Here is a 21,008-nt window from a genome sequence, read left to right as displayed (position 1 = left end):
GCAGATGATCGACCGCTCGGTCGCCATCGAAGACGGTCGCATCTCAAAGGGTCCCCTGCCCGAAGTCGACCTGCGCGGCTACTACATCCTGCCCGGCATCATCGACCTGCATGGCGCGGCCTTTCTGCGCAACATGGCCCCCGATCAGACCCTGCGCACCGCCCTGCGCGCCACCGATCACGCTGCTGCGGCCCATGGCGTCACCACCGCCTGGCTGTCGCAGGGCTGGGGCTGGTCCGAACAGGGCCCCCACAGCCCCGCCAGCGCCGAGGCGCTGCTGGAGGCCCTCGACGCCTACCGCCCCCATGCGCTCAGCGACCTGCGCGTCCAGATCGCCTGTGAAACCCATACCACCGACACCGCCGACCGCCTGCTTGCCGCCGTGCGCCGCCACAGCGTTGATCATGTGATGTTCCGCAACACCCTTCCCGACGCGCTGTTGCGCAACGACTGGACGCCGGAAACCCGCGCCCGCCTGACCGAAGCCGAAGGCCAGAAACGCGCCGTGCCGCGCTACCTCTGCCGCCTGGCTGAGGCGTTCGACACCCTTGGCGTGACCTATGGCAGCTACGCCGACCCTGATGGCGAAACCCGCGAAACCTTCTCGATGATCGGGGCCAAGCTCTGCGCCTGCCCGACCCGCCGCTCGGCGGCCGCCCTCGCCCGCGCCGTGGGCGACCCGGTGCTGCTGCGCGCCGGAGAGGTGGCAAAAAACTCCTCGCCCCTGCCGGTCACAGACCTGATCCGCACCCGGCTTTGCGATGCACTTGTGTCGGACATGTCCTACCCCGCGCTGGCGGCGGCGGCCTTTCACCTGACTGCGACCGGCACCCTGACCCTGCCCGCCGCATGGGCGCTGGTGTCCGAAGGCCCGGCCCAGATCCTGCGCCTGCACGACCGCGGCGTGATCGACTATGGCCGCCGCGCCGATCTGGTCATCGTGAACCGCGCCACCAACTCGGTCGAAGCCACCCTCAGCGGCGGTCGCATCACCCACCTCTCGGGCAAGGCCGCCACACGGTTTCTTGGCGCACGGGCGGATATGACGATGGCGGCGGAATAGCTCCGGACCTGTCGGCCCCACCCCACACCGCACGGATCAGAAAAACATCACCCGCGCGTCACACTCCCTTTACACCCGCGCCCTATCCATTTCCCCGCGAGAGTGACCGCAATAAGCCTAAGTCCCACGGCAAAAACCTTTTCAGCACGATCAGGGGTGGCCCCGGCCACCCCTCTTTTGTGCACGTCGGCGCGTTGCAGCCAGCCTCTAAAGCATCAAAGACAACCACCATCGGACAAGCCCCTTACCGGGCGCCTAGCCGTGACTGACACCGCTAGGCGCGACTGGCCTTCGGATGCCTGCTCCTAGCCCAGAATGGTTATAGCGCTTTAAGAGCGATACCCAATTTAGACTTGTTTCTTTCTGAGATCATCTTTCAGCCTTTTCCACTCGCGCTTTAATATAGCATTACAGACCTTGAAGTATGCTTTATAAATTTCGTCCATCTTTCGACCGTCATCGTTTTCTATGGGGACTGAAGCGCGCGACAAAGCCTTCATTGTTCTATTTAACTCTAGATAATCCTTGTCATTCCAATTCATCATTAAATTTATACTACCCTCTATCTTGGATAGCTCGCCAACATCGCCTTTGCCTTCTTGATAGCTTACGACACAGATAGATGAGTAATCAACCATTAGATCTCGCAAGCTATTAATCCATGCCTGACGCATCTCGGAAACCTTCAAGGCTGCCGAAAGTTTTGTATTGCGCCTAGATACATAGGTTGTCACAAAAAGAGTGAGCAAAGGTATACCTAGGGTAGCTATAAGCAGTCTGTAAGTATTAAGTTCTTTTGAAAGATCACTGATGAATTCCATCACGCTTCAAGTCTCCCCAGCGACCTCTCTCGCTTGCAAATATTTAACATTTTTAATTCAATATTTGAGGTGCAGTCAATTTTATATTTTTATGCAATATAAATGATACGCAAATAATAGGAAAAGTCAGTTCCGCCTGCTCTTACTTCAATCGACCCGCCCCCAAATCACTGCGTGCGGGGCAAACCGTTCACAATGCCTCAGCATGAACCACTGCCCCAGCACCCCACCCGGGAAAAGGCGCCACCCTCAGGCACCGCCTTCCCCCGGTCAAAGCCCCAGTAAGCTCAGTTCAGCGCTTTATCCGTGATGTCATGCGTGAACGCGCCTTCGGGCATGGCTGTGATCATGCCGCCTTCCATGGTGATCTCGGCGGACCGCTGGAACGCGGCTTCATCCAAGGCACCGTCCGACCCTTCGGTCAGCTTGGCAATCTCGCCCATCATCCGCTTCTGGTGCTCTTCCGTCTGCGCGCCGGTTGAATCGTTCTCCAGAACGATCTCCGCCGCCTCATCCGGATGCGCCTCGGCGTACTTCCAGCCCTTCATCGACGCGCGCACAAACCGCACCAGCTTGTCGACTTCGGCAGGATCGGCCAGCTTTTCCTCGGTGGTGTAAAGCCCGTCCTCAAGCGTCGAAATGCCCTCGTCCTCGTACTTGAACACCACCAGATCGTCCGGCGTCAGGCCCGCGTCGATCACCTGCCAGTATTCGTTGTAGGTCATGGTCGTCGCGCATTCGACCTGCTTTTGCAGCAATGGGTCGACGTTGAAGTTGATCTTCTGGATCGTGACGCCCCCCTCGGAGCCATCCGTTGCATAGCCCAGCTTGCCCATCCAGGAAAACAGCGGGATCTCGTTGCCAAAGAACCATGTGCCCAGCGTGTGGCCCGGGAAATCGGCGGGCGATGTGATGCCGTGTTCCTTGAGGCAGGTCAGCATCAGGCCGGATTTCGCAAACGGCTGCGCGATGTTGACGATCGGCGCACCCTTTTCCCGCGCGGCCAGCGCCGACGGCAGCCAGTCCACCATGACATCCGCGCCGCCACCCAGCAGCACCTGCACGGGGGCAATGTCGGGGCCGCCCGGCTTGATCGTGACGTTCAGGTCTTCTTCTTCGTAGAACCCCTTTTCCGCGGCCACATAGTAGCCCGCGAACTGCGCCTGCGTCACCCACTTTAGCTGCAGCGACAGATCGTCCGCCGCCTGCGCTGTCCCTGCACATAGTCCAAGGGCCGTGCCAGCCACCAGTTTGAGATGTTTCATAAGATCCTCCATGTTGATCCTGTTAGTGTTGTCATCAGGTCCGCCTTCTTTGGGACGGATGCCAGAACGTCACCGCGCGCTCGATCAGCGCCACGGCCCCATAGAACGCCGATCCTGCGATCGCCGCCACTAGGATTTCAGCCCAGACCAGATCCAGCGCAAGCTGGCCGACGGATGTCGAGATGCGAAACCCCATCCCCCGGATCGGAGAGCCGAAGAATTCAGCAACAATAGCCCCGATCAGCGCCAGCGTCGTGGCAATCTTCAACCCGTTGAAGATGAACGGCATCGCGGCCGGCAGGCGCAGCTTGATCAGCGTCGTCCAGTAGCCCGCCGCATAGGTGCGCATCAGATCGCGTTGCATGACCTCGGACGCCTGCAACCCCTGAACCGTGTTCACCAGCAGCGGAAAGAACACCATGACCACCACGATGGCCGCCTTGGACTGCCAGTCGAACCCGAACCACATCACCATGATCGGGGCGAGGCCGATGATCGGCAAAGCGGCGACAAAGTTCCCCACCGGCAACAACCCGCGCCGCAGGAACACGAACCGGTCCGCCAGCAGTGCCACGCCCAGGGCCGCAAGGCACCCGATGACATAGCCCGACAGCGCGCCCTTGATCACCGTCTGGACAAAATCCTCCCACAAGACGCCCGTCGATGCGGCGAACCGCGCCCCGATGGCCGTGGGTGGCGGCAGCAGCACCGGGGAAATCTCCAGCCCCCGCACCAGACATTCCCAGATCACCACCAGCGTCAGACCAAACACCACCGGCACCGCCAGCGACGTGGCCGTCGATTTCGCACGCCCCGCCAGCCAGACGTTCAGCGCCCAGCCACCGGCCCAGACCGCGATCCCCAGAACCAGCCAGATCATGACAACCCCATCCGTTTCAGCACAACCCGTTGCATCAGCCCGATCAGCGCCACCGCGGCCGCCGCCAGTGCCGCCGCCATGATCAGCGCCGACCAGATCTGGATCGTCTGGCCGTAATACGACCCGGCCAGCAACCGCGCACCCAGGCCCGCCACGGCCCCGGTCGGCAATTCACCAACGATGGCCCCGACCAGCGACGCCGCCATGGCGATCTTCATCGAAGTGAACAGGTACGGCATCGACGACGGCAGCCGCAGCTTGAAAAACTCCTGCATGCGAGACCCATTCCAGGTCCGCATCTGGTCCAGCTGCATACCATCAGGACTGCGCAGCCCCTTGACCATGCCCACGACGATGGGAAAGAACGACAGGTACATGCTGATCATCGCCTTGGGCAGCAGCCCCGACAGCCCGACCGCATTCAGCACCACGATGATCATCGGCGCGATCGCCAGAATCGGAATGGTCTGCGACGCGATCACCCATGGCATCACGCTCATGTCCATCACCCGGTTGTAAACGATCCCCAGCGCCAGCGCGAACCCCAGCACCGTGCCCATCACGAACCCCAGCAGGCTCGCGCTCAGCGTGATCCAGGCATGATACACCAGCGACCGTTTCGACGTGATGCTCTTGCCCACCACCGTATCCCACAGCTCGACCGCGACCTGATGTGGCGCCGGTAGCTTGGGCTTGTCCTGCGCCCATGTGTCAGCGACCAATTCCGGCAGGCTCAGCACCCTGTCCGCACGCGCCGCCACATCATGCGCCCATGGCGCGTTCAGCCAGACCGCCGCGCCGTACCAGATCGCAAAGATCGCCCCGACGATGGTCAGAACAGGAAGGACAGATTTCATCGCCGCCACTCCATTCGCAATTCACGAATCCCGGTTGGCACCCGCGTCTCTGTCTCGGAAACTGTGGCCACTGGTCCGGGGGGCAGCTCCGCCACCGCCTCGAATCCTTCCCGGGCATAAAACCTCTGCGCATCCGCATTCGGCACATGAGTGTTAAGCGACAGAAAATCCCGCCCCTCCTTGGCATGGTCCAACAGACACTTGCCCAGACCCAGCCCCGTCCGCGAACAATAGAAGCCCCAGATATGCGCGATCTCGGCCTCGATCGAGATATAGCCCTCAACCGGATCACCAATCACCCACATCTCGCGCTGCGGCATGCCTTTGGCAATCAGCGCCTCAATCTCGTCTGCGGGCAGATCCCTGATCATCCAGGGGGTGGCATCAATCCAGCCGTTCACGATCTGCGCCATCGCAGGCGCATCCTCGGGCGCGGGGCGCCGCACAACGAAATTGGCACCGCTCATCGCGCAGCCCCGATCAGGACGGGCGCATCACCGCAAAAAACCCAACCTTTTGAAATCGCTCGAAACCCATACGCCTGCCATACGCATTCCATACGGCTTCCATACGCATTCCATACGGCGTTTTCAGTCATAGGCATGCCCCGCCCGCAGCCCTTCACGCACCCGGTGCGCCACCTCCAGAAACTCGGGCGTATCGCGGATATCCAGTGGCCGGTCGCGCGGCAAAGGGCTCTCGATCACGTCCGTAATCCGCCCGGGACGGGGCGACATGACCACGATTTTTGTGCTCAGATACACCGCCTCGGGGATCGAATGGGTGACAAAAGCGATGGTCTTTTCCGTGCGTTTCCAAAGCTCTAGCAACTGCTCGTTCAGATGGTCGCGCACGATTTCATCCAGCGCCCCGAACGGTTCGTCCATCAGCAGGATGTCGGCATCGAACGCCAGCGCCCGCGCGATGCTGGCACGCTGCTGCATGCCGCCAGACAACTGCCAGGGGAACTTCTTCTCGAACCCCGAAAGCTCGACCAGATCCAGCACGCGGCTCACCCTCTCGGCCTGCTCGGCCCGCGAATACCCCATGATTTCAAGAGGTAGCCGGATATTTCCGCCGATGGTCCGCCAGGGATACAACCCCGCCGCCTGAAACACATAGCCATAGGCCCGCGCCCGGCGCGCCTCCTCGGGGCTGACCCCATTCACGGTGATCTCGCCGCTTGTCGGCGTCTCAAGGTCCGCCATCACCCGCAGAAAGGTCGTCTTGCCACAGCCCGACGGGCCGATGAAACTGACGAAATCACCCTTGTTTATATCAAGCGAGACATCCTTCAACGCCTCGACAGAGCCATCCGCAGTCGGGAACACCAGCCCCAGATTGCGCGCTGAAATCACTGCCTCGCTACTTGCTAGGCTCTTGTTCTGCATGACTGAATCCGGCCTCAAACGCCGCTCGCCGGGATGCCCGACCGCTCCACCTTGCGCGGTGCGGTCAGCTCTTTCCAGGATGACAGCGCGCGGCTCACCGGCCCTGCGGGGTCGCGTTTCACGAACTTGCCGTGACCCGACTGCGCCTGCATCTCACCGTCCATCACGGCAACCATGCCACGGGTCAGCGTATAGCGCGGCAGGCCCTTCACGTGCTTGCCCTCGAAGACGTTGTAATCAATGGCAGATTGCTGGCTGGCGGCCGTGATCGTCTTTTCCTTTTCGGGATCAAAGACAACAATATCCGCATCCGCCCCCACCAGAATGGCACCCTTTTTCGGGTAAACATTCAGGATTTTGGCGATATTGGTCGAGGTGACGGCGACAAATTCATTGGGTGTTAACCGTCCTGTGCTAACCCCATAGGTCCAGAGCATCGGCAAACGGTCCTCCAAACCCCCGGTACCATTCGGGATCTTGGTGAAATCGCCCACGCCGAAACGCTTTTGATCGGTGGTAAAGGCACAGTGATCCGTCGCCACAACGGACAATGACCCAGATTGCAGGCCGGCCCACAGGCTGTCCTGATGTTGTTTGTTCCTGAACGGCGGCGACATGACCCGCCGCGCCGAATGATCCCAGTCGGGATTAAGATACTCGGATTCATCCAACGTCAGATGCTGGATCAGCGGCTCACCCCAGACCCGCTTGCCCTGCATCCGCGCACGCCGGATCGCCTCGTGGCTTTCCTCGCAACTGGTATGCACAACGTACAGCGGCACGCCGGCCATATCCGCAATCATGATGGCCCGGTTCGTCGCCTCGCCCTCGACCTGCGGCGGACGCGAATAGGCATGCGCCTCTGGCCCGTTGTTGCCAGCCGCCAAAAGCTGCGCCGAAAGCTCGGCCACCACATCGCCATTCTCGGCATGAACCAGCGGGATTGCCCCCAGTTCGGCACAGCGTTTGAACGAAGCATACATCTCGTCATCGTTCACCATCAGCGCGCCCTTGTAGGCCATGAAATGCTTGAAGGTGTTGATTCCGCGCTCTTTTACGACGATCTCCATCTCGTTGAAGACCTGCTCGCCCCACCATGTCACCGCCATGTGGAACGAATAATCACAGGCCGCGCGGGTCGATTTGTTGTCCCACATCTTCAGCCCGTCCAGCAGCCCCTGACCGGGCGAAGGCAGGCAGAAGTCCACCACCATCGTCGTCCCGCCCGCCAGTGCGGCACGCGTGCCGCTCTCGAAATCATCTGCGGAATAAGTCCCCATGAACGGCATCTCAAGGTGCACATGCGGGTCGATCCCACCCGGCATGACATAACATCCCGTGGCGTCCAGAACCTCATCGCCCTTCAGATCCTTGCCGATCTCGGCGATCACCCCATTTTCAATCAGCACATCCGCCACATAGGTCAGATCCGCCGTGACGATGGTGCCGTTCTTGATGACTGTGGTCATAAAATCTCTCCCCTAGGGCACGACACCAGACCGCGCCCGCATCTTCTTCTCTTGCCAAATTCGCCGGGGGTCCGGGGGCAGCGCCCCCGGTCCTGCCCTCTGATCTTACTCTACAATTACCGCCGTCTCGACCACCGCATGCATCAGCACATCCGCCCCGGCTGCGGCCCATTCCTTGGAAATCTCCTCGGCCTCGTTATGGCTCAGCCCGTCCACACAGGGGCACATGATCATCGCCGTCGGCGCCACCTGATTGATCCAGCAGGCGTCGTGCCCGGCACCCGAGATGATATTCATATGCGAATATCCCAGCCGCTCGGCCGCCGACCGCACGGCAGAAACACAAGCAGGATCAAAGGTTACCGGATCGAATCCGCCAACCTGCTCGAACGCGATCTCAAGCTCCATGTCATCACAGATCGCTCGCGCCCGCGCCTTCATCTGCGCCACCATATCCGTGATCACCGCCAGATCGGGCGACCGGAAATCGACCGTAAACACCACCTTGCCGGGGATCACGTTGCGCGAATTCGGATAGACATCGATATGGCCTGCGGCGCCAACGGCATGTGGTCCGTGCGCCCAGGCGATCTCTTCAACTGCCTCCAGCACCCGCGCCATCCCAAGGCCCGCGTTGCGCCGCATCGGCATCGGGGTCGACCCGGTGTGCGCATCCTTGCCGGTGATCGTCACTTCGGTCCAGGATAGCCCCTGCCCATGTGTAACAACGCCGATATCCTTGCCCTCGGCCTCCAGAATAGGCCCCTGCTCGATATGCAGCTCGAAAAAGGCATGCATCTTGCGCGCGCCCACAGGCTCTTCGCCACGCCAGCCGATCCGGTCCAGCTCCGCCCCGAATGTCTTGCCTTTGGCATCCTCGCGCGCCTCGGCCCAGGCCTGATCGTGCACCCCGGCAAATACGCCTGATGCGAGCATGGCCGGCGCAAAGCGCGTGCCCTCCTCATTTGTCCAGTTGGTGACGACGATCGGATGCTTTGTCTTGATCCCGAGGTCATTCATCGTCCGCAGGATTTCCAGACCACCCAGAACACCCAGCACCCCATCATATTTTCCGCCCGTCGGCTGCGTGTCCAGATGCGATCCGACATAGACCGGAAGCGCATCCGGATCCGTCCCGGCCCGCGTCGCGAACATATTGCCAAGCGCATCCAGGCCCATGGCGCACCCGGCATCCTCGCACCAGCTCTGGAACAGCGCGCGCCCCTCGGCATCGGCATCAGTAAGCGTCTGGCGGTTGTTGCCACCCGCCACCCCGGGGCCAATCTTGGCCATGTCCATCAGACTGTCCCACAGCCGATCCCCGTTGATCCGCAGGTTTTCCCCAGGTGCTGCCATCGTAATTCCCCAGTCTTTGCCGTCTCGGGGCGGAAGGTCTTGCCACCGCGACAGATGTTTTTTACCATTTGGTCAAGCCACGATTGCAATGCGGCGTACCACTGTCAAGGACTGACTTTGGGCATCTCAAGGGCATACGCAGCGCTAATTTTCAGGCTGCCCAATCGGGTGGCAATCGGAGAGACAGATGCCCCAGACCGCCACCGCCCAACCCGAAAAGAAACCCAGCCGGATTCAGTTGCGCAACCGCCGCAAGATCCTCGATGCAGCTCTTGATGTGTTTTCACAGCACGGCTTCCGCGGCGCGACGCTCGATCAGATCGCCGAAGCCGCAGGCCTGTCCAAGCCCAACATGCTCTATTATTTCGACAGCAAGGAGGCCATTCATGTGGCGCTTCTGAACGCGCTGATGGACGAATGGCTGGCCCCGCTGGCCGTGATGGACCCGGACGGCATCCCCCTGGACGAGCTTCTGGCCTACATTGATCGCAAGATGGAAATGAGCCGCGCCTTCCCCCGCGAAAGCCGCCTGTTCGCGAACGAGATTATTCAGGGCGCTCCCCGCATCCTGCAAGATCTGGAGCACCGGCTGAAACCGCTGTTCGATGAAAAATGCAGGTTGATCAGGACATGGATGGAGGAGGGCAAGCTCGCCCCCATGGACCCGGGCCATCTGATCTTTTCAATCTGGGCCATGACCCAGCACTACGCTGATTTCGAAGCACAGGTGCAGGTGCTCATGCCCGATACGCATGCGGCACAGGAAAGCGCCCGCACTCACGTGGCCAAGATGTTCCGTAATCTGCTCAGCGTCTGAAGACCGAGCCCGGCGTTTACGGGCGATTTACCAAGCCGCCCCTATTCTTGCCGACATGCAGGTTCAAAACAGTTCCTTTTCGCCGTCAGATGCGATCCCGACGACCAGGCAGGTAAATATGCCCTGGATGAACCGAATCTTTTCCGCGCGCGCTGCGCAGACCGGCGGCGTGGTTCGGCGCAAAATGAGGGACGTCCACCGCGAAATCGGTCGGGATGTCTTTATCGCAGAGGTGCAAAGGCGTGGATTTCACCTTATCGCCTGCGGCGATCAATACGTGGTCATCTGCCATGAGGGCCATATGCGCGTAATCTGCTGAAGGGTCAGAAAATTCGTCCGAATTTTCTGGCTCCCCCCCAAGGGCACACCCGAGATTTTTCGTTCGAAAAATCTCGGGCTGGCAACTCACTCTGCCGCCGTCACGGCCCCCGGATTGTTCGGGTGTGTCGTCCAGTTCGCATAATCCGGCTGCACCGTCTTGCCAGTGCGCGGATCGATTGCCCCCGCCGCCATCTGCTCCATGGTGATGCAGTCTTCGACCGGACAGACATTGACGCAAAGGTTACAAGCGACGCATTCGTCATCCTTGACCGTAAAGGTACGATCCTCGGACATGGCGATCGCCTGATGCGATGTATCCTCGCAGACTGCAAAGCACCGCCCACAAGAGATGCACAGGTCCTGATCGATCTTCGCCTTGGCGATGTAGTTCAGGTTCAGATGCTGCCAGTCGCTCAGGTTCGGCACGGCCTTGCGCACCAGCTCCGAGGTCGCGGCCATTCCCTTCTTGTCCATATAGTCCGAAAGGCCGGAAATCATTTCCTGCACGATCTTGAAACCATAGGTCATCGCCGCCGTGCAGACCTGAACGTTCCCGGCTCCCAGCGCCATGAACTCGGCCGCATCCTTCCAGGTCGTCACGCCGCCGATGCCGCTGATCGGCAGATGCGCCATTTCGGGCGTACGCGCGATTTCGGCGACCATGTTCAGCGCAATCGGCTTCACCGCAGGGCCGCAATAACCGCCATGCGCGCCCTTGCCGTCAATCGTCGGCTCGGGTGCAAACAGATCCAGATCGACCGAGGTGATCGAGTTGATCGTGTTGATCAAGCTCACCGCATCCGCGCCACCGCGCATCGCCGCCAGGGCGGGTTGTTTGACGTCCGTGATATTCGGCGTCAGCTTCACGATACAGGGCATCGGGGTGTTCTGCTTGACCCAGCGCGTCACCATTTCGATATACTCGGGCACCTGCCCCACGGCCGAGCCCATGCCGCGCTCGGACATCCCGTGCGGGCAGCCAAAGTTCAGCTCGACCCCGTCAGCACCGGTCTCTTCGACCAGCGGCAGGATCGCCTTCCAGGCCTCTTCGACGCAGGGCACCATGAGCGAAACAATCAGCGCCCGGTCGGGATAGTCGCGCTTGACCGCCTTGATTTCGCGCAGGTTTACCTCCAGCGGCCGGTCGGTGATCAACTCGATGTTATTCAACCCCAGCAGGCGCCGGTCCGCCCCCCAGATCGCGCCATAACGTGGGCCGTTGACGTTGACCACCGGTGGCCCGGCCTCGCCCAGCGTCTTCCAGACCACCCCGCCCCAGCCCGCCTCGAAGGCGCGGCGCACGTTGTATTCCTTGTCCGTGGGTGGCGCCGAAGCCAGCCAGAAGGGGTTCGGGCTTTTGATGCCCACGAAATCCGTTGTCAGATCTGCCATGTCCGTCTCTCCCGTAGGGTGGGCTTCAGCCCGCCGCCCCCGCCGTTGCACCCATCAGCGCAATGTGAATATCCTCGGCCGCATCACGCCCTTCGGCCACTGCCGTCACGGTCAGATCGTCACCCCCGGCGGCACAATCCCCACCGGCCCAGACCCCGACAACCGACGTACGGCCCGCGCCCGTAATGGCAATCTTGCGCCCGTCAAGATCGGGCAAGGCACCACCTTCCAGCGTCTGACCAATAGCGCAGAACACCTGATCGGCCGGAATGCGGAATTTTTCACCCGTCGGAACCAGCGCATCGTCGGTGTATTCACATTCGATCTCGCGCACGGCCCCGTTGCCATGCAGGGCGACCGGTGCGGCATTGGTGATGATCCGCACGCCTTTGGCCGCAGCCAGATCCTGTTCGAAACGGCTCGCGTTCATACGTGCGCGGCCGCGCCGGTAAATCATCGTGACATTCAGCGCGCCCAGCAGTTTCGCCTGCACCGCCGCATCCACCGCCGTCATACCCCCGCCGATGACCACAACGTCACGCCCCACCGGCAGGGACGCAAGATCCGTCGACTGTCGCAGATCGGCGATGAAATCGACCGCATCCAGCACACCCTCCTTGTCGGCCCCCGGCGCAATGAGAGCATTGACGCTCCCCAGACCCACGCCAAGGAATACCGCATCGTAATCGGCGCGCAGCTCTTGCAGGGTAATGTCACGCCCCAACTTTTTGCCGGTCAGCAGACTGATACCGCCAATCTTCAGCAGCCACTCCACCTCTTGGGCGGCAAAGTCGTTGGTCGATTTGTAGGCGGCGATGCCGTATTCGTTCAACCCGCCCGCCTTGGGCCGGGCATCAAACAGCACCACGTCATGGCCCTTCATCGCCAGCCGGTGCGCACAGGCCAGCCCCGCAGGCCCCGCCCCCACCACGGCGATCCGCTTGCCAGTCGGTGCGGCGCGGGTAAAGGGATGCACGCCTGCCGCCATCAGCCCGTCGGTTGCATATCGCTGAAGCCGCCCGATATCGACCGGCTTGCCCTCGGCCATCTCGCGGACACAGGCCTCTTCGCAGAGTGTTTCCGTCGGGCAGACCCGGGCGCACATGCCGCCCATGATATTCTGGCGGAGGATCGTCTTGGCCGCCGCATCCGGCGTGCCGGTGGCGATCTGACGAATGAACAGCGGAATGTCGATATCGGTCGGGCACGCTGTAATGCAGGGCGCATCATGGCAGAAATAACAGCGGTCCGCTGCCACCAACGCCTCGTGATCATCCAGCGGCGGATGCAGGTCGCCGAATCCGGCGCTGATCTCGACTGGGTCGAGCCGTCCGGCCACCACCCCCTGTGCATAGGCTTTTGCGTGCATCTGTCACCTCCGCTGTGCTTTCCGAAAAAAGCTGGCACAGGTTTATTTTTTTATCAACTGGTAAAATTTAGGCGAAACGAGAATGCTCGCATGATCAAGATCGCGCCGTTGGCCTTTGTTTCTTGGCCCAGCGATAGAAACTGGGGGCCGCCCGCCCCGGCGCAAAACGCGAAACTCAGGCAGGTCTCTCACGTTTACTGTGCGCAAGCTGCCGAAACTGCTCAATATTGCGTCAACTAAGCCATGCACAAATGTGCCGGCGGCTATTCCAAACCAGATCTGGTTGCTGCACTGCAGCGAGGCTATCTAGGACGCAACGGAGGACTTACAGTTAGGAACTTTAGTATGGCTATTGCAGCAACAAACACACCATCGAACTCCATCGGCCACACACTCACGGGCGCATTTGACGGGATCATCAACTTCCTCGTGCGCATCGCCGAGAGCAACGGTCGCATGAAAGCTGTCGAGCGTCTCAACGCAATGAGCGATGCCGAACTGGCAGCACGTGGTCTGAAGCGCGAAGAAATCGTGCGTCACGTATTTCGCGACATGTTCTACGTCTGAGCTGCCACACAGCAGCTAAGCTGATGGAAATGAAAAAGGCCGCATCCCATGGATGCGGCCTTTTCTTTTGTCTCCTGTCGCGGTTTCCGCTGCTGCCGGTGGGACAGCAGCGGGCCGTGATCAGTTCTGTGCGTAGTATTCGATGACCAGGTTCGGTTCCATCACGACGGCATAAGGCACGTCCGACAGGCCGGGCGCGCGCACGAATGTGCACACCAGCTTGGAGTGGTCGACTTCCATGTAATCGGGCACGTCACGCTCGGCCAGGCTCACGGCTTCGAGGATCGCGGCCATCTGCTTGGACTTCTCGCGAACTTCGATCACGTCGCCCTCTTTCACGCGGTACGACGGGATGTTCACGCGCTGACCGTTCACGGTCACGTGGCCGTGGTTCACGAACTGGCGGGCGGCAAACATGGTCGCAACGAACTTGGCGCGGTAGACCACGGCGTCCAGGCGACGCTCGAGCAGACCGATGAGCATTTCGCCGGTATCACCGCGCTGACGCTCGGCATCACGGAAGATGCGGCGAAACTGCTTTTCCGTCAGGTCGCCGTAGTAACCCTTCAGTTTCTGCTTTGCGCGCAGCTGCAGACCAAAGTCGGACAGCTTGCCCTTGCGGCGCTGACCGTGCTGGCCGGGGCCGTATTCACGGCGATTCACCGGGGACTTCGGACGGCCCCAGATGTTTTCGCCCATACGGCGGTCAATTTTGTACTTGGCAGAGGTGCGTTTTGTCACCGTCTGATCTCCTTCTATAGGGTTGCCTCACTCACCCTTGCGGGCAACTTCGGCACGGGAAGGGCGTTGTCCTTTGGGCCGAAGCCCCGACAGGATCTCCCTTGCGGGAGCCACCAACACCAATGAAAGCGCGCTTATATGCAGGCCTGCGTCAGAGTCAACCGCTGCAAGTGACAAGAGCCGAACCCGACCCACAAATGTATGAAATGAGCGGATTTCACCGATCACGGACGGCCCCATGACAAGGACACGCCGGGTTCTACATGGGCTGAGCGGTATGGAGGGATAATGTCGCACGGCACCGGCGTATTCTTTGGCACTGGAAAAAAGACATCCCCCACAGGGCTGGATAGGCAGTTCCCCTTGTCCCACCCCATCCCGATGGCCTATTGACGAAAGGTAAGCGCAGGGGATTCCTTGGGGCCTTGAGGCAAGGCGACCAGGCCCTCTGCTATGGAACTGGTGGAGGACACACATGACCAATGTCGTAATCGCATCCGCAGCCCGAACTGCCGTTGGCAGCTTCTGCGGCTCCTTTGTAAACACCCCGGCGCACGATCTTGGCGCCGCCGTGCTTGAGGCGCTTGTCGCCCGTGCCGGCATCGACAAATCCGAGGTGTCGGAGACGATCCTGGGTCAGGTTCTGACCGCTGCTCAGGGCCAGAACCCCGCGCGTCAGGCGCATATCAATGCCGGCCTGCCGATGGAAAGCGCCGCATGGGGCCTCAACCAGGTCTGCGGATCGGGCCTGCGCGCCGTTGCACTTGGTGCACAGCACATCCAGCTTGGCGATGCTGATATCATCTGCGCCGGCGGTCAGGAAAACATGTCGATGTCTGCCCATGCCGCGAACCTGCGTCAGGGCCAGAAAATGGGCGACATGACCTACATCGACACGATGATTCGCGACGGTCTCTGGGATGCCTTCAACGGCTACCACATGGGCCAGACCGCCGAAAACGTCGCCGATCAGTGGCAGATCACGCGCGAAATGCAGGACGTGTTCGCCGTTGGTAGCCAGAACAAGGCCGAAGCGGCGCAGAAGGCAGGCAAGTTCGACGACGAGGTGATCGCCTACACCATCAAGACCCGCAAGGGCGACATCGTGGTCGACAAGGATGAATACATCCGCCACGGCGCCACCATGGAAGCGATGGCAAAACTGCGCCCCGCCTTCACCAAGGACGGCTCGGTCACTGCGGCCAATGCCTCTGGCCTGAACGACGGCGCTGCGGGCACCTTGCTGATGACCGCCGATAACGCAGAAAAGCGCGGGATCGAACCGCTGGCCCGCATCGTTTCCTATGCGACCGCCGGACTTGACCCCCGGATCATGGGCGTGGGCCCGATCTACGCCTCGCGCAAGGCGCTGGAAAAGGCCGGCTGGAAGGCCGAGGACCTTGATCTGGTCGAAGCCAACGAAGCCTTTGCCGCGCAGGCCTGCGCCGTGAACAAGGATATGGGTTGGGATCCGGCAATCGTGAACGTGAACGGCGGCGCCATCGCCATCGGCCACCCGATCGGTGCCTCGGGTGCCCGCATTCTCAATACCCTGTTGTTCGAGATGAAGCGTCGCGGTGCCAAGAAGGGTCTCGCCACGCTCTGCATCGGTGGTGGCATGGGTGTCGCGATGTGCGTCGAACGCCCGTAACGAACTAAGACCAAGCCAAAATTCGGGGCGCCCCACAAGGCGCCCCTTTTCATGCCTACAGGACCCGCAGAGCAAAAATCGCGAAAATGCCGCGCCGCGGCGTTGTAATATTATTGCGCATATTAATTCAAACCGATAGCAAAGTTACAAAGACAAGCCAGAATTGGAGGACAAAATGGCAAGAGTAGCACTCGTCACAGGCGGCAGCCGGGGCATTGGCGAAGCGATTTCCAAGGCTCTCAAGGCCGCCGGATACAGTGTCGCCGCGACCTATGCCGGCAATGACGAAGCCGCCGCCGCCTTCACCAAGGCAACCGGCATCAAGACATACAAGTGGAACGTTGCCGACTACGACAGCAGCGCCGAAGGCATCAAACAGGTCGAGGCCGACCTTGGCCCTATCGATGTTGTCGTCGCCAATGCAGGCATCACCCGCGATGCGCCCTTCCATAAGATGACCCCGACCCAGTGGAAAGAGGTGATCGACACCAACCTCACCGGCGTCTTCAATACAGTGCACCCCATCTGGCCGGGAATGCGCGAACGCAAGTTCGGTCGGGTGATCGTGATCAGCTCGATCAACGGTCAAAAAGGCCAGTTCGCCCAGGTGAACTATGCTGCCACGAAAGCCGGCGATCTGGGGATCGTAAAATCCCTAGCTCAGGAAGGTGCGCGTGCTGGAATCACCGCGAACGCGATCTGCCCGGGGTACATCGCCACGGAAATGGTCATGGCCGTTGCGGAAAAGGTCCGCGAATCGATCATCGCCCAGATTCCCACAGGCCGCCTTGGTGAACCCGAAGAAATCGCGCGCTGCGTTGTCTTCCTTGCTTCGGACGATGCCAGCTTCATCAACGGCTCGACCATCTCGGCCAACGGCGGACAGTTCTTCGTGTAAATCCACGACTATCAGGGTTTGCATTGCCCCGGTCCCGCAAGGACCGGGGTTTTTTTGTGCGCCATAGCACCATAGCCCCGCAAATACGCCAATTGGTGCAAATCAATGGGCGCTCTATATGCTGTGGCAACAGGATAGGAGACTACCGCATGATTACCCAGATCCAAGGCCTGCACCACGTGACTTCGATGGCCAGTGGTGCCCAAAGCAACAATGACTTTTTCACCAAGGTTCTTGGCCTGCGCCGGGTGAAAAAGACCGTGAACTTCGACGCGCCCGACGTCTATCACCTCTATTACGGTGATGAAAAAGGCACACCCGGAACGGTGATGACCTATTTCCCCTTCCCGCGCGCCGCGCGTGGTCGCCCCGGAACGGGCGAGGTGGGTATCACAGCCTTCAGCATCCCAAAGGGTGCCCTGCCTTGGTGGAAGGACCGTCTGGCCACCTTTGACGTGAAGGGGCTGAAAGAGGAAACACGCTTTGGCGAAACCCGGCTGCGGTTCGATGGCCCCGATGGCGACGGCTTTGTGCTGGTCGAAACCGACGGCGACAACCGCACACCCTGGACCGCAAACGGCGTCCCCGCAGATGTGGCTATCCGCGGATTCCACTCGACCGACATGCGGCTGCGCGATGTGGCCGCCAGCACCGAACTGCTGCGTTTCATGGGTTACGAAACGCTGGAAACCGCCGAGAATATCACTCGCCTTCACATCCCCGGCGGGAACGAGGCCAACGTGATCGACCTCACCCAAGTCTCTGCCGCCCCCGCCACACAGGGGGCCGGATCGGTCCACCATGTTGCCTTTGCCGTGGAAAACCGTGCCAAGCAGCTCGAAGTGCGCAAGGCGCTGATGGACACCGGTTATCAGGTGACCCCGGTGATCGACCGCGATTATTTCTGGGCGATCTACTTTCGCACCCCCGGCGGCGTGTTGTTCGAGGTGGCCACCAACGAACCTGGCTTTGACACGGACGAAGACACCGCCCATCTGGGCGAGGCGCTGAAACTGCCCACCCGGCACGAACACCTGCGCGATGCTCTGGTCGGCCAGTATCTGGAGCCGATCCATGACTGACTATGTCTTTGCCGAAACAAAGGGCGCGCCCGGGGCACCCCTGATCTTTACCTTTCACGGCACCGGCGGGTCCGAAACTCAGTTCCACGCCCTTGCCAGCCAGATCCTGCCAGAAGCACATGTCGTCTCGCCGCGCGGCGACGTATCCGAAGGCGGCATGGCCCGCTACTTTCGCCGCACCGGCGAAGGGGTCTATGACATGGCGGATCTCGCCCGCAGGACCGATGCCATGGCCACCTTCCTGCTGGAGGCAAAGAACCGGGTCGGCGCGGATCGCGTTATCGCTCTGGGCTATTCCAACGGGGCAAATATCGCGGCGTCGGTGGCGTTTTCCCATCCCGAGATATTCACTGACCTCGCGCTGATGCACCCGCTTATTCCTTGGGACCCGGCACCACAGCCGGGACTTATCGGCGCCCGTATCCTGATCACCGCAGGCGAGCGTGACCCCATCTGCCCCGCGCCTCTGACCCATGGCTTCTCGCGCTATCTTTCTGCGCAGGGTGCAGGGGTGATCGAACACTGGCACCCCGGCGGGCATGAGATCGTGCAATCCGAGGTGGACGCCCTGCAGGCATTCATGACGGGACACTAAAGGGATCAATGCGCGTCGTGTCCCCGCGGCAAACGCAAAAACGCCCGTTCCGGGGAACGGGCGTCTCAAAACAGTTGGCAATTTCATTGATCGGGGCCCGGCGCGTCATGGCGCCGGACCGGACTGGTTTCAGTGCACCGTCTGGGGCGTCAGACGTGTGATCTCTTCTTTCAGTCGCAGCTTTTGTTTTTTCAGATTCGCAATTTTCAGGTCATCCACACCAGGTGATCGGTGTGCCGCCTCCACGGCATCAGAAAGGGTTTGGTGCTTTTTCCTCAGTTCCTGCAAGTGCGAACTCAAGCTCATGTGGACCTCCTGTGAGTGGTTGGATCTCTAGTGCAACACAGAATTTGGATTCTGTCACGTATTCGTCGCATTGGGGCCTTAACAGAACGTTAATTTGCCTACCCTAGCGTCAACCATGCGCGGGAAACGGCAAGGCAGCTCCGTCGCGCAGCACCGCGCGGATCAACGGGACATAGCTTTCGACATCGCCAGAGTGGTGCGCGCCCTCGTGCAGAATCAGCGGCGCGTGCAGGCGAAATACCGCCCGGCCGGCCTTGCGACCCCGCACCAGTATCAGCCGCGGATCCCGCCCGGTACGCGGCGCCAGCGGCCAGAGCTGTACAGACCCAAGGTGCGCCACCATGGCGGCGGCAAGGTCGGGCAGGCGCTCGGCGCTCTGGATCATCGTGACAGTTCCCCCGGGGGCTGTACGCCTTGCGGCAACCCCGACCCACTCCCCCAGCGGCCTGCCCTCTGCCAGCCCGGTCTCACGCCCCGGATCCCGGGCAGAAGTACGCCGCAACGGATCGAAATAGGGCGGATTGGCGATGACATGGTTGAACTGCATCTGTGAAAGCGGCGGCGGCAGAATATTCAAATCCGCAGTCACGATCTCAGCCGTCAGCCCGTTCAGCGCGGCATTTCGGGCGGCAAGCGCGGCATACCCCGGCTGAAGTTCCGCGCCCCACAGCCGCAACCCCGGCACCCGCGCACCCAAGCAAAGCAATGCCGCTCCCGCGCCACAGCCCAGATCCAGCACCGAATCGCCCGACCGCGCGGGCACGGATGCCGCCAGCAACACGGGATCAATCCCGGCGCGATAGGCTTGCTTTGGCTGGAACAGCTTCAACTTGCCGCCAAGGAAGGCGTCACAGCTAAGCATCTCATCAGGAAATGTCTGGGCCTGCATCGCTCAGCCCCTTTCGAAGGAAACCCCGTTCATCCGAAGGATCCGCATCGCATCGTTCAGATCATCAGAGCGCACCATCAGCCGACGCGGCAATATGCCAAGGGATCCCTCAAGGATGCTCATGTTTACGTCGAATTCAAAGCTGTCTATACCCTCGTCCTCAAGAAGGGCGCGGGCGCGCGGGATCAGCGTGATGTCATTGGTGCGCAAGAGCTCTTCCATTATTCCGATGTAAGCGCGGGTCGGCGCGATGTCGAGCCTGAGCAGGAGAGTTTGATGAGCCTGGATGATGCTGTAGCAAAGCCGCATGAGCGGCTCGCCAAGGCCCTTGCGGTCGATCTGGACGCGGTCAATGCCCTGATTCGCACGCGCATGGCCTCGGAACATGCGCCGCGAATCCCAGAAGTAACGGCGCATCTGGTCGAGGCCGGCGGCAAGCGTCTGCGCCCGATGCTGACGCTCGCTGCGGCGCGGATGTGCGGTTATGCCGGGCCTTATCATGTCCATCTGGCCGCGACGGTTGAATTCATCCACACCGCGACGCTGCTGCACGACGATGTGGTGGACGAAAGCGGTCAGCGGCGCGGGAGGCCCACGGCGAACCTGCTCTGGGATAACAAGTCCAGCGTTCTGGTGGGTGACTACCTGTTCGCACGGTCGTTCCAGCTCATGACCGAAACGGACAACATGCGGGTGCTGAGTATCCTGTCGGACGCGGCCGCAACGATTGCCGAAGGCGAAGTGCTGCAACTGACTGCGGCACAGGATCTGCGCACCAGCGAAGCCATCTATCTGCAGGTGGTGCGCGGCAAGACGGCTGCGCTGTTTTCTGCCGCGACCAAGGTAGGCGGCGTGATCGCCGGTGCGGAGGAAGACCGCATTGCGGCGCTGCACGCCTATGGTGACGCGCTCGGGATCGCCTTTCAGATCGTGGACGATTTGCTGGATTATCAGGGCGACACCAAGGCAACAGGCAAGAACGTCGGCGACGATTTCCGCGAACGCAAACTGACCCTGCCGGTGATCAAAGCCGTGGCTCTGGCCGACGCCGAAGAGCGCGCCTTCTGGAAGCGGGTCATCGAAAAAGGCGATCAGCGCGACGGCGATCTGGAACATGCTATCGCCCTGCTCAACCGCCACGACACGCTTGAGGCGACGCGCCAGGATGCCCTCGGCTGGGCCGAGACGGCCCGCGCTGCAATGCAGAGTCTGCCGGAGTCAGAGTTGCGGACAATGCTGACCGATCTTTCGGATTACGTGGTAGCCCGGATCAACTGA

Annotated in this window: 23 protein-coding genes; 8 read left to right on the top strand and 15 right to left on the bottom strand. The window is 60.9% G+C overall.

The features are described from left to right. Nucleotides 1-4 precede the first annotated feature (4 nt). The gene (locus tag CHB75_RS04185) at nt 5-1,063 is read left to right on the top strand and encodes an amidohydrolase family protein (RefSeq protein WP_245840670.1); all 1,059 of its coding nucleotides are present in this window, start codon (nt 5-7) and stop codon (nt 1,061-1,063) included. Nucleotides 1,064-1,410: 347 nt separating this feature from the next. On the opposite strand, the gene CHB75_RS04180 is transcribed toward CHB75_RS04185, so the two are convergent. The 8 genes from CHB75_RS04180 to CHB75_RS04145 all read right to left on the bottom strand — a co-directional run bounded on the left by CHB75_RS04180 (nt 1,411) and on the right by CHB75_RS04145 (nt 9,102). Next, nucleotides 1,411-1,887: a hypothetical protein gene (locus tag CHB75_RS04180; RefSeq protein WP_141135070.1), complete on the bottom strand. Its 477-nt coding sequence runs from the start codon at nt 1,885-1,887 to the stop codon at nt 1,411-1,413. Nucleotides 1,888-2,171: 284 nt separating this feature from the next. Continuing rightward, on the bottom strand, nt 2,172-3,149 hold the full coding sequence (locus tag CHB75_RS04175; protein ID WP_089269324.1) for an ABC transporter substrate-binding protein: 978 nt from the start codon (nt 3,147-3,149) through the stop codon (nt 2,172-2,174). Nucleotides 3,150-3,183: 34 nt separating this feature from the next. Beyond that, nucleotides 3,184-4,029 carry an ABC transporter permease gene (locus CHB75_RS04170; RefSeq protein WP_089269255.1) on the bottom strand — a complete coding sequence of 282 codons (846 nt, stop codon included), beginning with the start codon at nt 4,027-4,029 and terminating at the stop codon, nt 3,184-3,186. After that, complete coding sequence (locus CHB75_RS04165; protein ID WP_089269254.1) at nt 4,026-4,886, bottom strand: ABC transporter permease; 861 nt, start codon at nt 4,884-4,886, stop codon at nt 4,026-4,028. Before CHB75_RS04165 ends, CHB75_RS04170 begins: the two co-directional genes overlap by 4 nt. Beyond that, nucleotides 4,883-5,353 (bottom strand): GNAT family N-acetyltransferase, encoded by a 471-nt coding sequence (locus tag CHB75_RS04160; protein WP_176439052.1) that lies wholly within the window; start codon nt 5,351-5,353, stop codon nt 4,883-4,885. Before CHB75_RS04160 ends, CHB75_RS04165 begins: the two co-directional genes overlap by 4 nt. Nucleotides 5,354-5,476: 123 nt before the next feature. After that, a complete protein-coding gene (locus CHB75_RS04155) occupies nt 5,477-6,277 on the bottom strand; it encodes an ABC transporter ATP-binding protein (RefSeq protein WP_089269253.1) in 801 nt (266 codons plus the stop codon). A 14-nt stretch (nt 6,278-6,291) separates the two neighbouring features. After that, complete coding sequence (gene hydA / locus CHB75_RS04150; protein WP_089269252.1) at nt 6,292-7,746, bottom strand: dihydropyrimidinase; 1,455 nt, start codon at nt 7,744-7,746, stop codon at nt 6,292-6,294. Nucleotides 7,747-7,851: 105 nt separating this feature from the next. After that, entirely contained in the window at nt 7,852-9,102 is a 1,251-nt protein-coding gene (locus CHB75_RS04145; protein WP_089269251.1) for a Zn-dependent hydrolase, read from the bottom strand. A gap of 187 nt (nt 9,103-9,289) precedes the next feature. Here CHB75_RS04145 and CHB75_RS04140 point away from each other — a divergent pair, with 187 nt between their 5' ends. Beyond that, entirely contained in the window at nt 9,290-9,919 is a 630-nt protein-coding gene (locus CHB75_RS04140; protein ID WP_089269250.1) for a TetR family transcriptional regulator C-terminal domain-containing protein, read from the top strand. A gap of 85 nt (nt 9,920-10,004) precedes the next feature. On the opposite strand, the gene CHB75_RS21600 is transcribed toward CHB75_RS04140, so the two are convergent. The 3 genes from CHB75_RS21600 to CHB75_RS04125 form a co-directional block, all read right to left on the bottom strand. Further along, a complete protein-coding gene (locus CHB75_RS21600) occupies nt 10,005-10,220 on the bottom strand; it encodes a hypothetical protein (protein WP_176439051.1) in 216 nt (71 codons plus the stop codon). A gap of 104 nt (nt 10,221-10,324) precedes the next feature. Further along, entirely contained in the window at nt 10,325-11,632 is a 1,308-nt protein-coding gene (gene preA, locus CHB75_RS04130; protein ID WP_089269249.1) for an NAD-dependent dihydropyrimidine dehydrogenase subunit PreA, read from the bottom strand. 25 nt (nt 11,633-11,657) lie between these two features. Continuing rightward, complete coding sequence (locus CHB75_RS04125) at nt 11,658-13,001, bottom strand: NAD(P)-dependent oxidoreductase (protein ID WP_089269248.1); 1,344 nt, start codon at nt 12,999-13,001, stop codon at nt 11,658-11,660. Between the two features lie 345 nt (nt 13,002-13,346). Between CHB75_RS04125 and CHB75_RS04120 the strand changes: the two genes are divergently transcribed. Next, nucleotides 13,347-13,568: a hypothetical protein gene (locus CHB75_RS04120; protein ID WP_089269247.1), complete on the top strand. Its 222-nt coding sequence runs from the start codon at nt 13,347-13,349 to the stop codon at nt 13,566-13,568. A gap of 120 nt (nt 13,569-13,688) precedes the next feature. Here CHB75_RS04120 and rpsD read toward each other — a convergent pair whose 3' ends face one another. Next, a complete protein-coding gene (gene rpsD, locus CHB75_RS04115; protein WP_089269246.1) occupies nt 13,689-14,309 on the bottom strand; it encodes a 30S ribosomal protein S4 in 621 nt (206 codons plus the stop codon). A 475-nt stretch (nt 14,310-14,784) separates the two neighbouring features. On the opposite strand from rpsD, the gene CHB75_RS04110 reads away from it, so the two are divergent. The 4 genes from CHB75_RS04110 (at nt 14,785) to CHB75_RS04095 (ending at nt 18,535) form a co-directional block, all read left to right on the top strand. Then, a complete protein-coding gene (locus CHB75_RS04110) occupies nt 14,785-15,960 on the top strand; it encodes an acetyl-CoA C-acetyltransferase (RefSeq protein WP_089269245.1) in 1,176 nt (391 codons plus the stop codon). Between the two features lie 175 nt (nt 15,961-16,135). Beyond that, the gene (phbB, locus tag CHB75_RS04105; protein ID WP_089269244.1) at nt 16,136-16,858 is read left to right on the top strand and encodes an acetoacetyl-CoA reductase; all 723 of its coding nucleotides are present in this window, start codon (nt 16,136-16,138) and stop codon (nt 16,856-16,858) included. 149 nt (nt 16,859-17,007) lie between these two features. Next, nucleotides 17,008-17,940, top strand: coding sequence for a VOC family protein (locus tag CHB75_RS04100; RefSeq protein ID WP_089269243.1), 933 nt, complete (start codon nt 17,008-17,010; stop codon nt 17,938-17,940). Further along, on the top strand, nt 17,933-18,535 hold the full coding sequence (locus tag CHB75_RS04095; protein ID WP_089269242.1) for an alpha/beta hydrolase: 603 nt from the start codon (nt 17,933-17,935) through the stop codon (nt 18,533-18,535). Before CHB75_RS04100 ends, CHB75_RS04095 begins: the two co-directional genes overlap by 8 nt. 129 nt (nt 18,536-18,664) lie before the next feature. On the opposite strand, the gene CHB75_RS04090 is transcribed toward CHB75_RS04095, so the two are convergent. The 3 genes from CHB75_RS04090 to CHB75_RS04080 form a co-directional block, all read right to left on the bottom strand. Further along, nucleotides 18,665-18,841: a YdcH family protein gene (locus CHB75_RS04090; protein ID WP_089269241.1), complete on the bottom strand. Its 177-nt coding sequence runs from the start codon at nt 18,839-18,841 to the stop codon at nt 18,665-18,667. A gap of 109 nt (nt 18,842-18,950) precedes the next feature. Continuing rightward, a complete protein-coding gene (locus tag CHB75_RS04085) occupies nt 18,951-19,730 on the bottom strand; it encodes a tRNA1(Val) (adenine(37)-N6)-methyltransferase (RefSeq protein ID WP_089269240.1) in 780 nt (259 codons plus the stop codon). 3 nt (nt 19,731-19,733) lie between these two features. After that, complete coding sequence (locus tag CHB75_RS04080) at nt 19,734-19,952, bottom strand: putative signal transducing protein (RefSeq protein ID WP_089269239.1); 219 nt, start codon at nt 19,950-19,952, stop codon at nt 19,734-19,736. Between the two features lie 54 nt (nt 19,953-20,006). Here CHB75_RS04080 and CHB75_RS04075 point away from each other — a divergent pair, with 54 nt between their 5' ends. Then, nucleotides 20,007-21,008, top strand: a complete 1,002-nt coding sequence (locus CHB75_RS04075) for a polyprenyl synthetase family protein (protein WP_089269238.1) — start codon at nt 20,007-20,009, stop codon at nt 21,006-21,008.

Source organism: Puniceibacterium sediminis, from assembly GCF_900188035.1.
Taxonomy (GTDB): domain Bacteria; phylum Pseudomonadota; class Alphaproteobacteria; order Rhodobacterales; family Rhodobacteraceae; genus Puniceibacterium; species Puniceibacterium sediminis.
This window is presented reverse-complemented; position numbering and strand designations above follow the sequence as displayed.

What these genes read in the sequence shown, in the direction of transcription:
- CHB75_RS04185 (WP_245840670.1), top strand. Translation starts at nt 5, where the DNA reads ATGATCGACCGCTCGGTCGCCATCGAAGACGGTCGCATCTCAAAGGGT.
- CHB75_RS04175 (WP_089269324.1), bottom strand. Translation starts at nt 3,149, where the DNA reads ATGAAACATCTCAAACTGGTGGCTGGCACGGCCCTTGGACTATGTGCA.
- CHB75_RS04170 (WP_089269255.1), bottom strand. Translation starts at nt 4,029, where the DNA reads ATGATCTGGCTGGTTCTGGGGATCGCGGTCTGGGCCGGTGGCTGGGCG.
- CHB75_RS04165 (WP_089269254.1), bottom strand. Translation starts at nt 4,886, where the DNA reads ATGAAATCTGTCCTTCCTGTTCTGACCATCGTCGGGGCGATCTTTGCG.
- CHB75_RS04160 (WP_176439052.1), bottom strand. Translation starts at nt 5,353, where the DNA reads ATGAGCGGTGCCAATTTCGTTGTGCGGCGCCCCGCGCCCGAGGATGCG.
- CHB75_RS04155 (WP_089269253.1), bottom strand. Translation starts at nt 6,277, where the DNA reads ATGCAGAACAAGAGCCTAGCAAGTAGCGAGGCAGTGATTTCAGCGCGC.
- hydA (WP_089269252.1), bottom strand. Translation starts at nt 7,746, where the DNA reads ATGACCACAGTCATCAAGAACGGCACCATCGTCACGGCGGATCTGACC.
- CHB75_RS04145 (WP_089269251.1), bottom strand. Translation starts at nt 9,102, where the DNA reads ATGGCAGCACCTGGGGAAAACCTGCGGATCAACGGGGATCGGCTGTGG.
- CHB75_RS04140 (WP_089269250.1), top strand. Translation starts at nt 9,290, where the DNA reads ATGCCCCAGACCGCCACCGCCCAACCCGAAAAGAAACCCAGCCGGATT.
- CHB75_RS21600 (WP_176439051.1), bottom strand. Translation starts at nt 10,220, where the DNA reads ATGGCCCTCATGGCAGATGACCACGTATTGATCGCCGCAGGCGATAAG.
- preA (WP_089269249.1), bottom strand. Translation starts at nt 11,632, where the DNA reads ATGGCAGATCTGACAACGGATTTCGTGGGCATCAAAAGCCCGAACCCC.
- CHB75_RS04125 (WP_089269248.1), bottom strand. Translation starts at nt 13,001, where the DNA reads ATGCACGCAAAAGCCTATGCACAGGGGGTGGTGGCCGGACGGCTCGAC.
- CHB75_RS04120 (WP_089269247.1), top strand. Translation starts at nt 13,347, where the DNA reads ATGGCTATTGCAGCAACAAACACACCATCGAACTCCATCGGCCACACA.
- CHB75_RS04110 (WP_089269245.1), top strand. Translation starts at nt 14,785, where the DNA reads ATGACCAATGTCGTAATCGCATCCGCAGCCCGAACTGCCGTTGGCAGC.
- phbB (WP_089269244.1), top strand. Translation starts at nt 16,136, where the DNA reads ATGGCAAGAGTAGCACTCGTCACAGGCGGCAGCCGGGGCATTGGCGAA.
- CHB75_RS04100 (WP_089269243.1), top strand. Translation starts at nt 17,008, where the DNA reads ATGATTACCCAGATCCAAGGCCTGCACCACGTGACTTCGATGGCCAGT.
- CHB75_RS04095 (WP_089269242.1), top strand. Translation starts at nt 17,933, where the DNA reads ATGACTGACTATGTCTTTGCCGAAACAAAGGGCGCGCCCGGGGCACCC.
- CHB75_RS04090 (WP_089269241.1), bottom strand. Translation starts at nt 18,841, where the DNA reads ATGAGCTTGAGTTCGCACTTGCAGGAACTGAGGAAAAAGCACCAAACC.
- CHB75_RS04085 (WP_089269240.1), bottom strand. Translation starts at nt 19,730, where the DNA reads ATGCAGGCCCAGACATTTCCTGATGAGATGCTTAGCTGTGACGCCTTC.
- CHB75_RS04080 (WP_089269239.1), bottom strand. Translation starts at nt 19,952, where the DNA reads ATGGAAGAGCTCTTGCGCACCAATGACATCACGCTGATCCCGCGCGCC.
- CHB75_RS04075 (WP_089269238.1), top strand. Translation starts at nt 20,007, where the DNA reads ATGAGCCTGGATGATGCTGTAGCAAAGCCGCATGAGCGGCTCGCCAAG.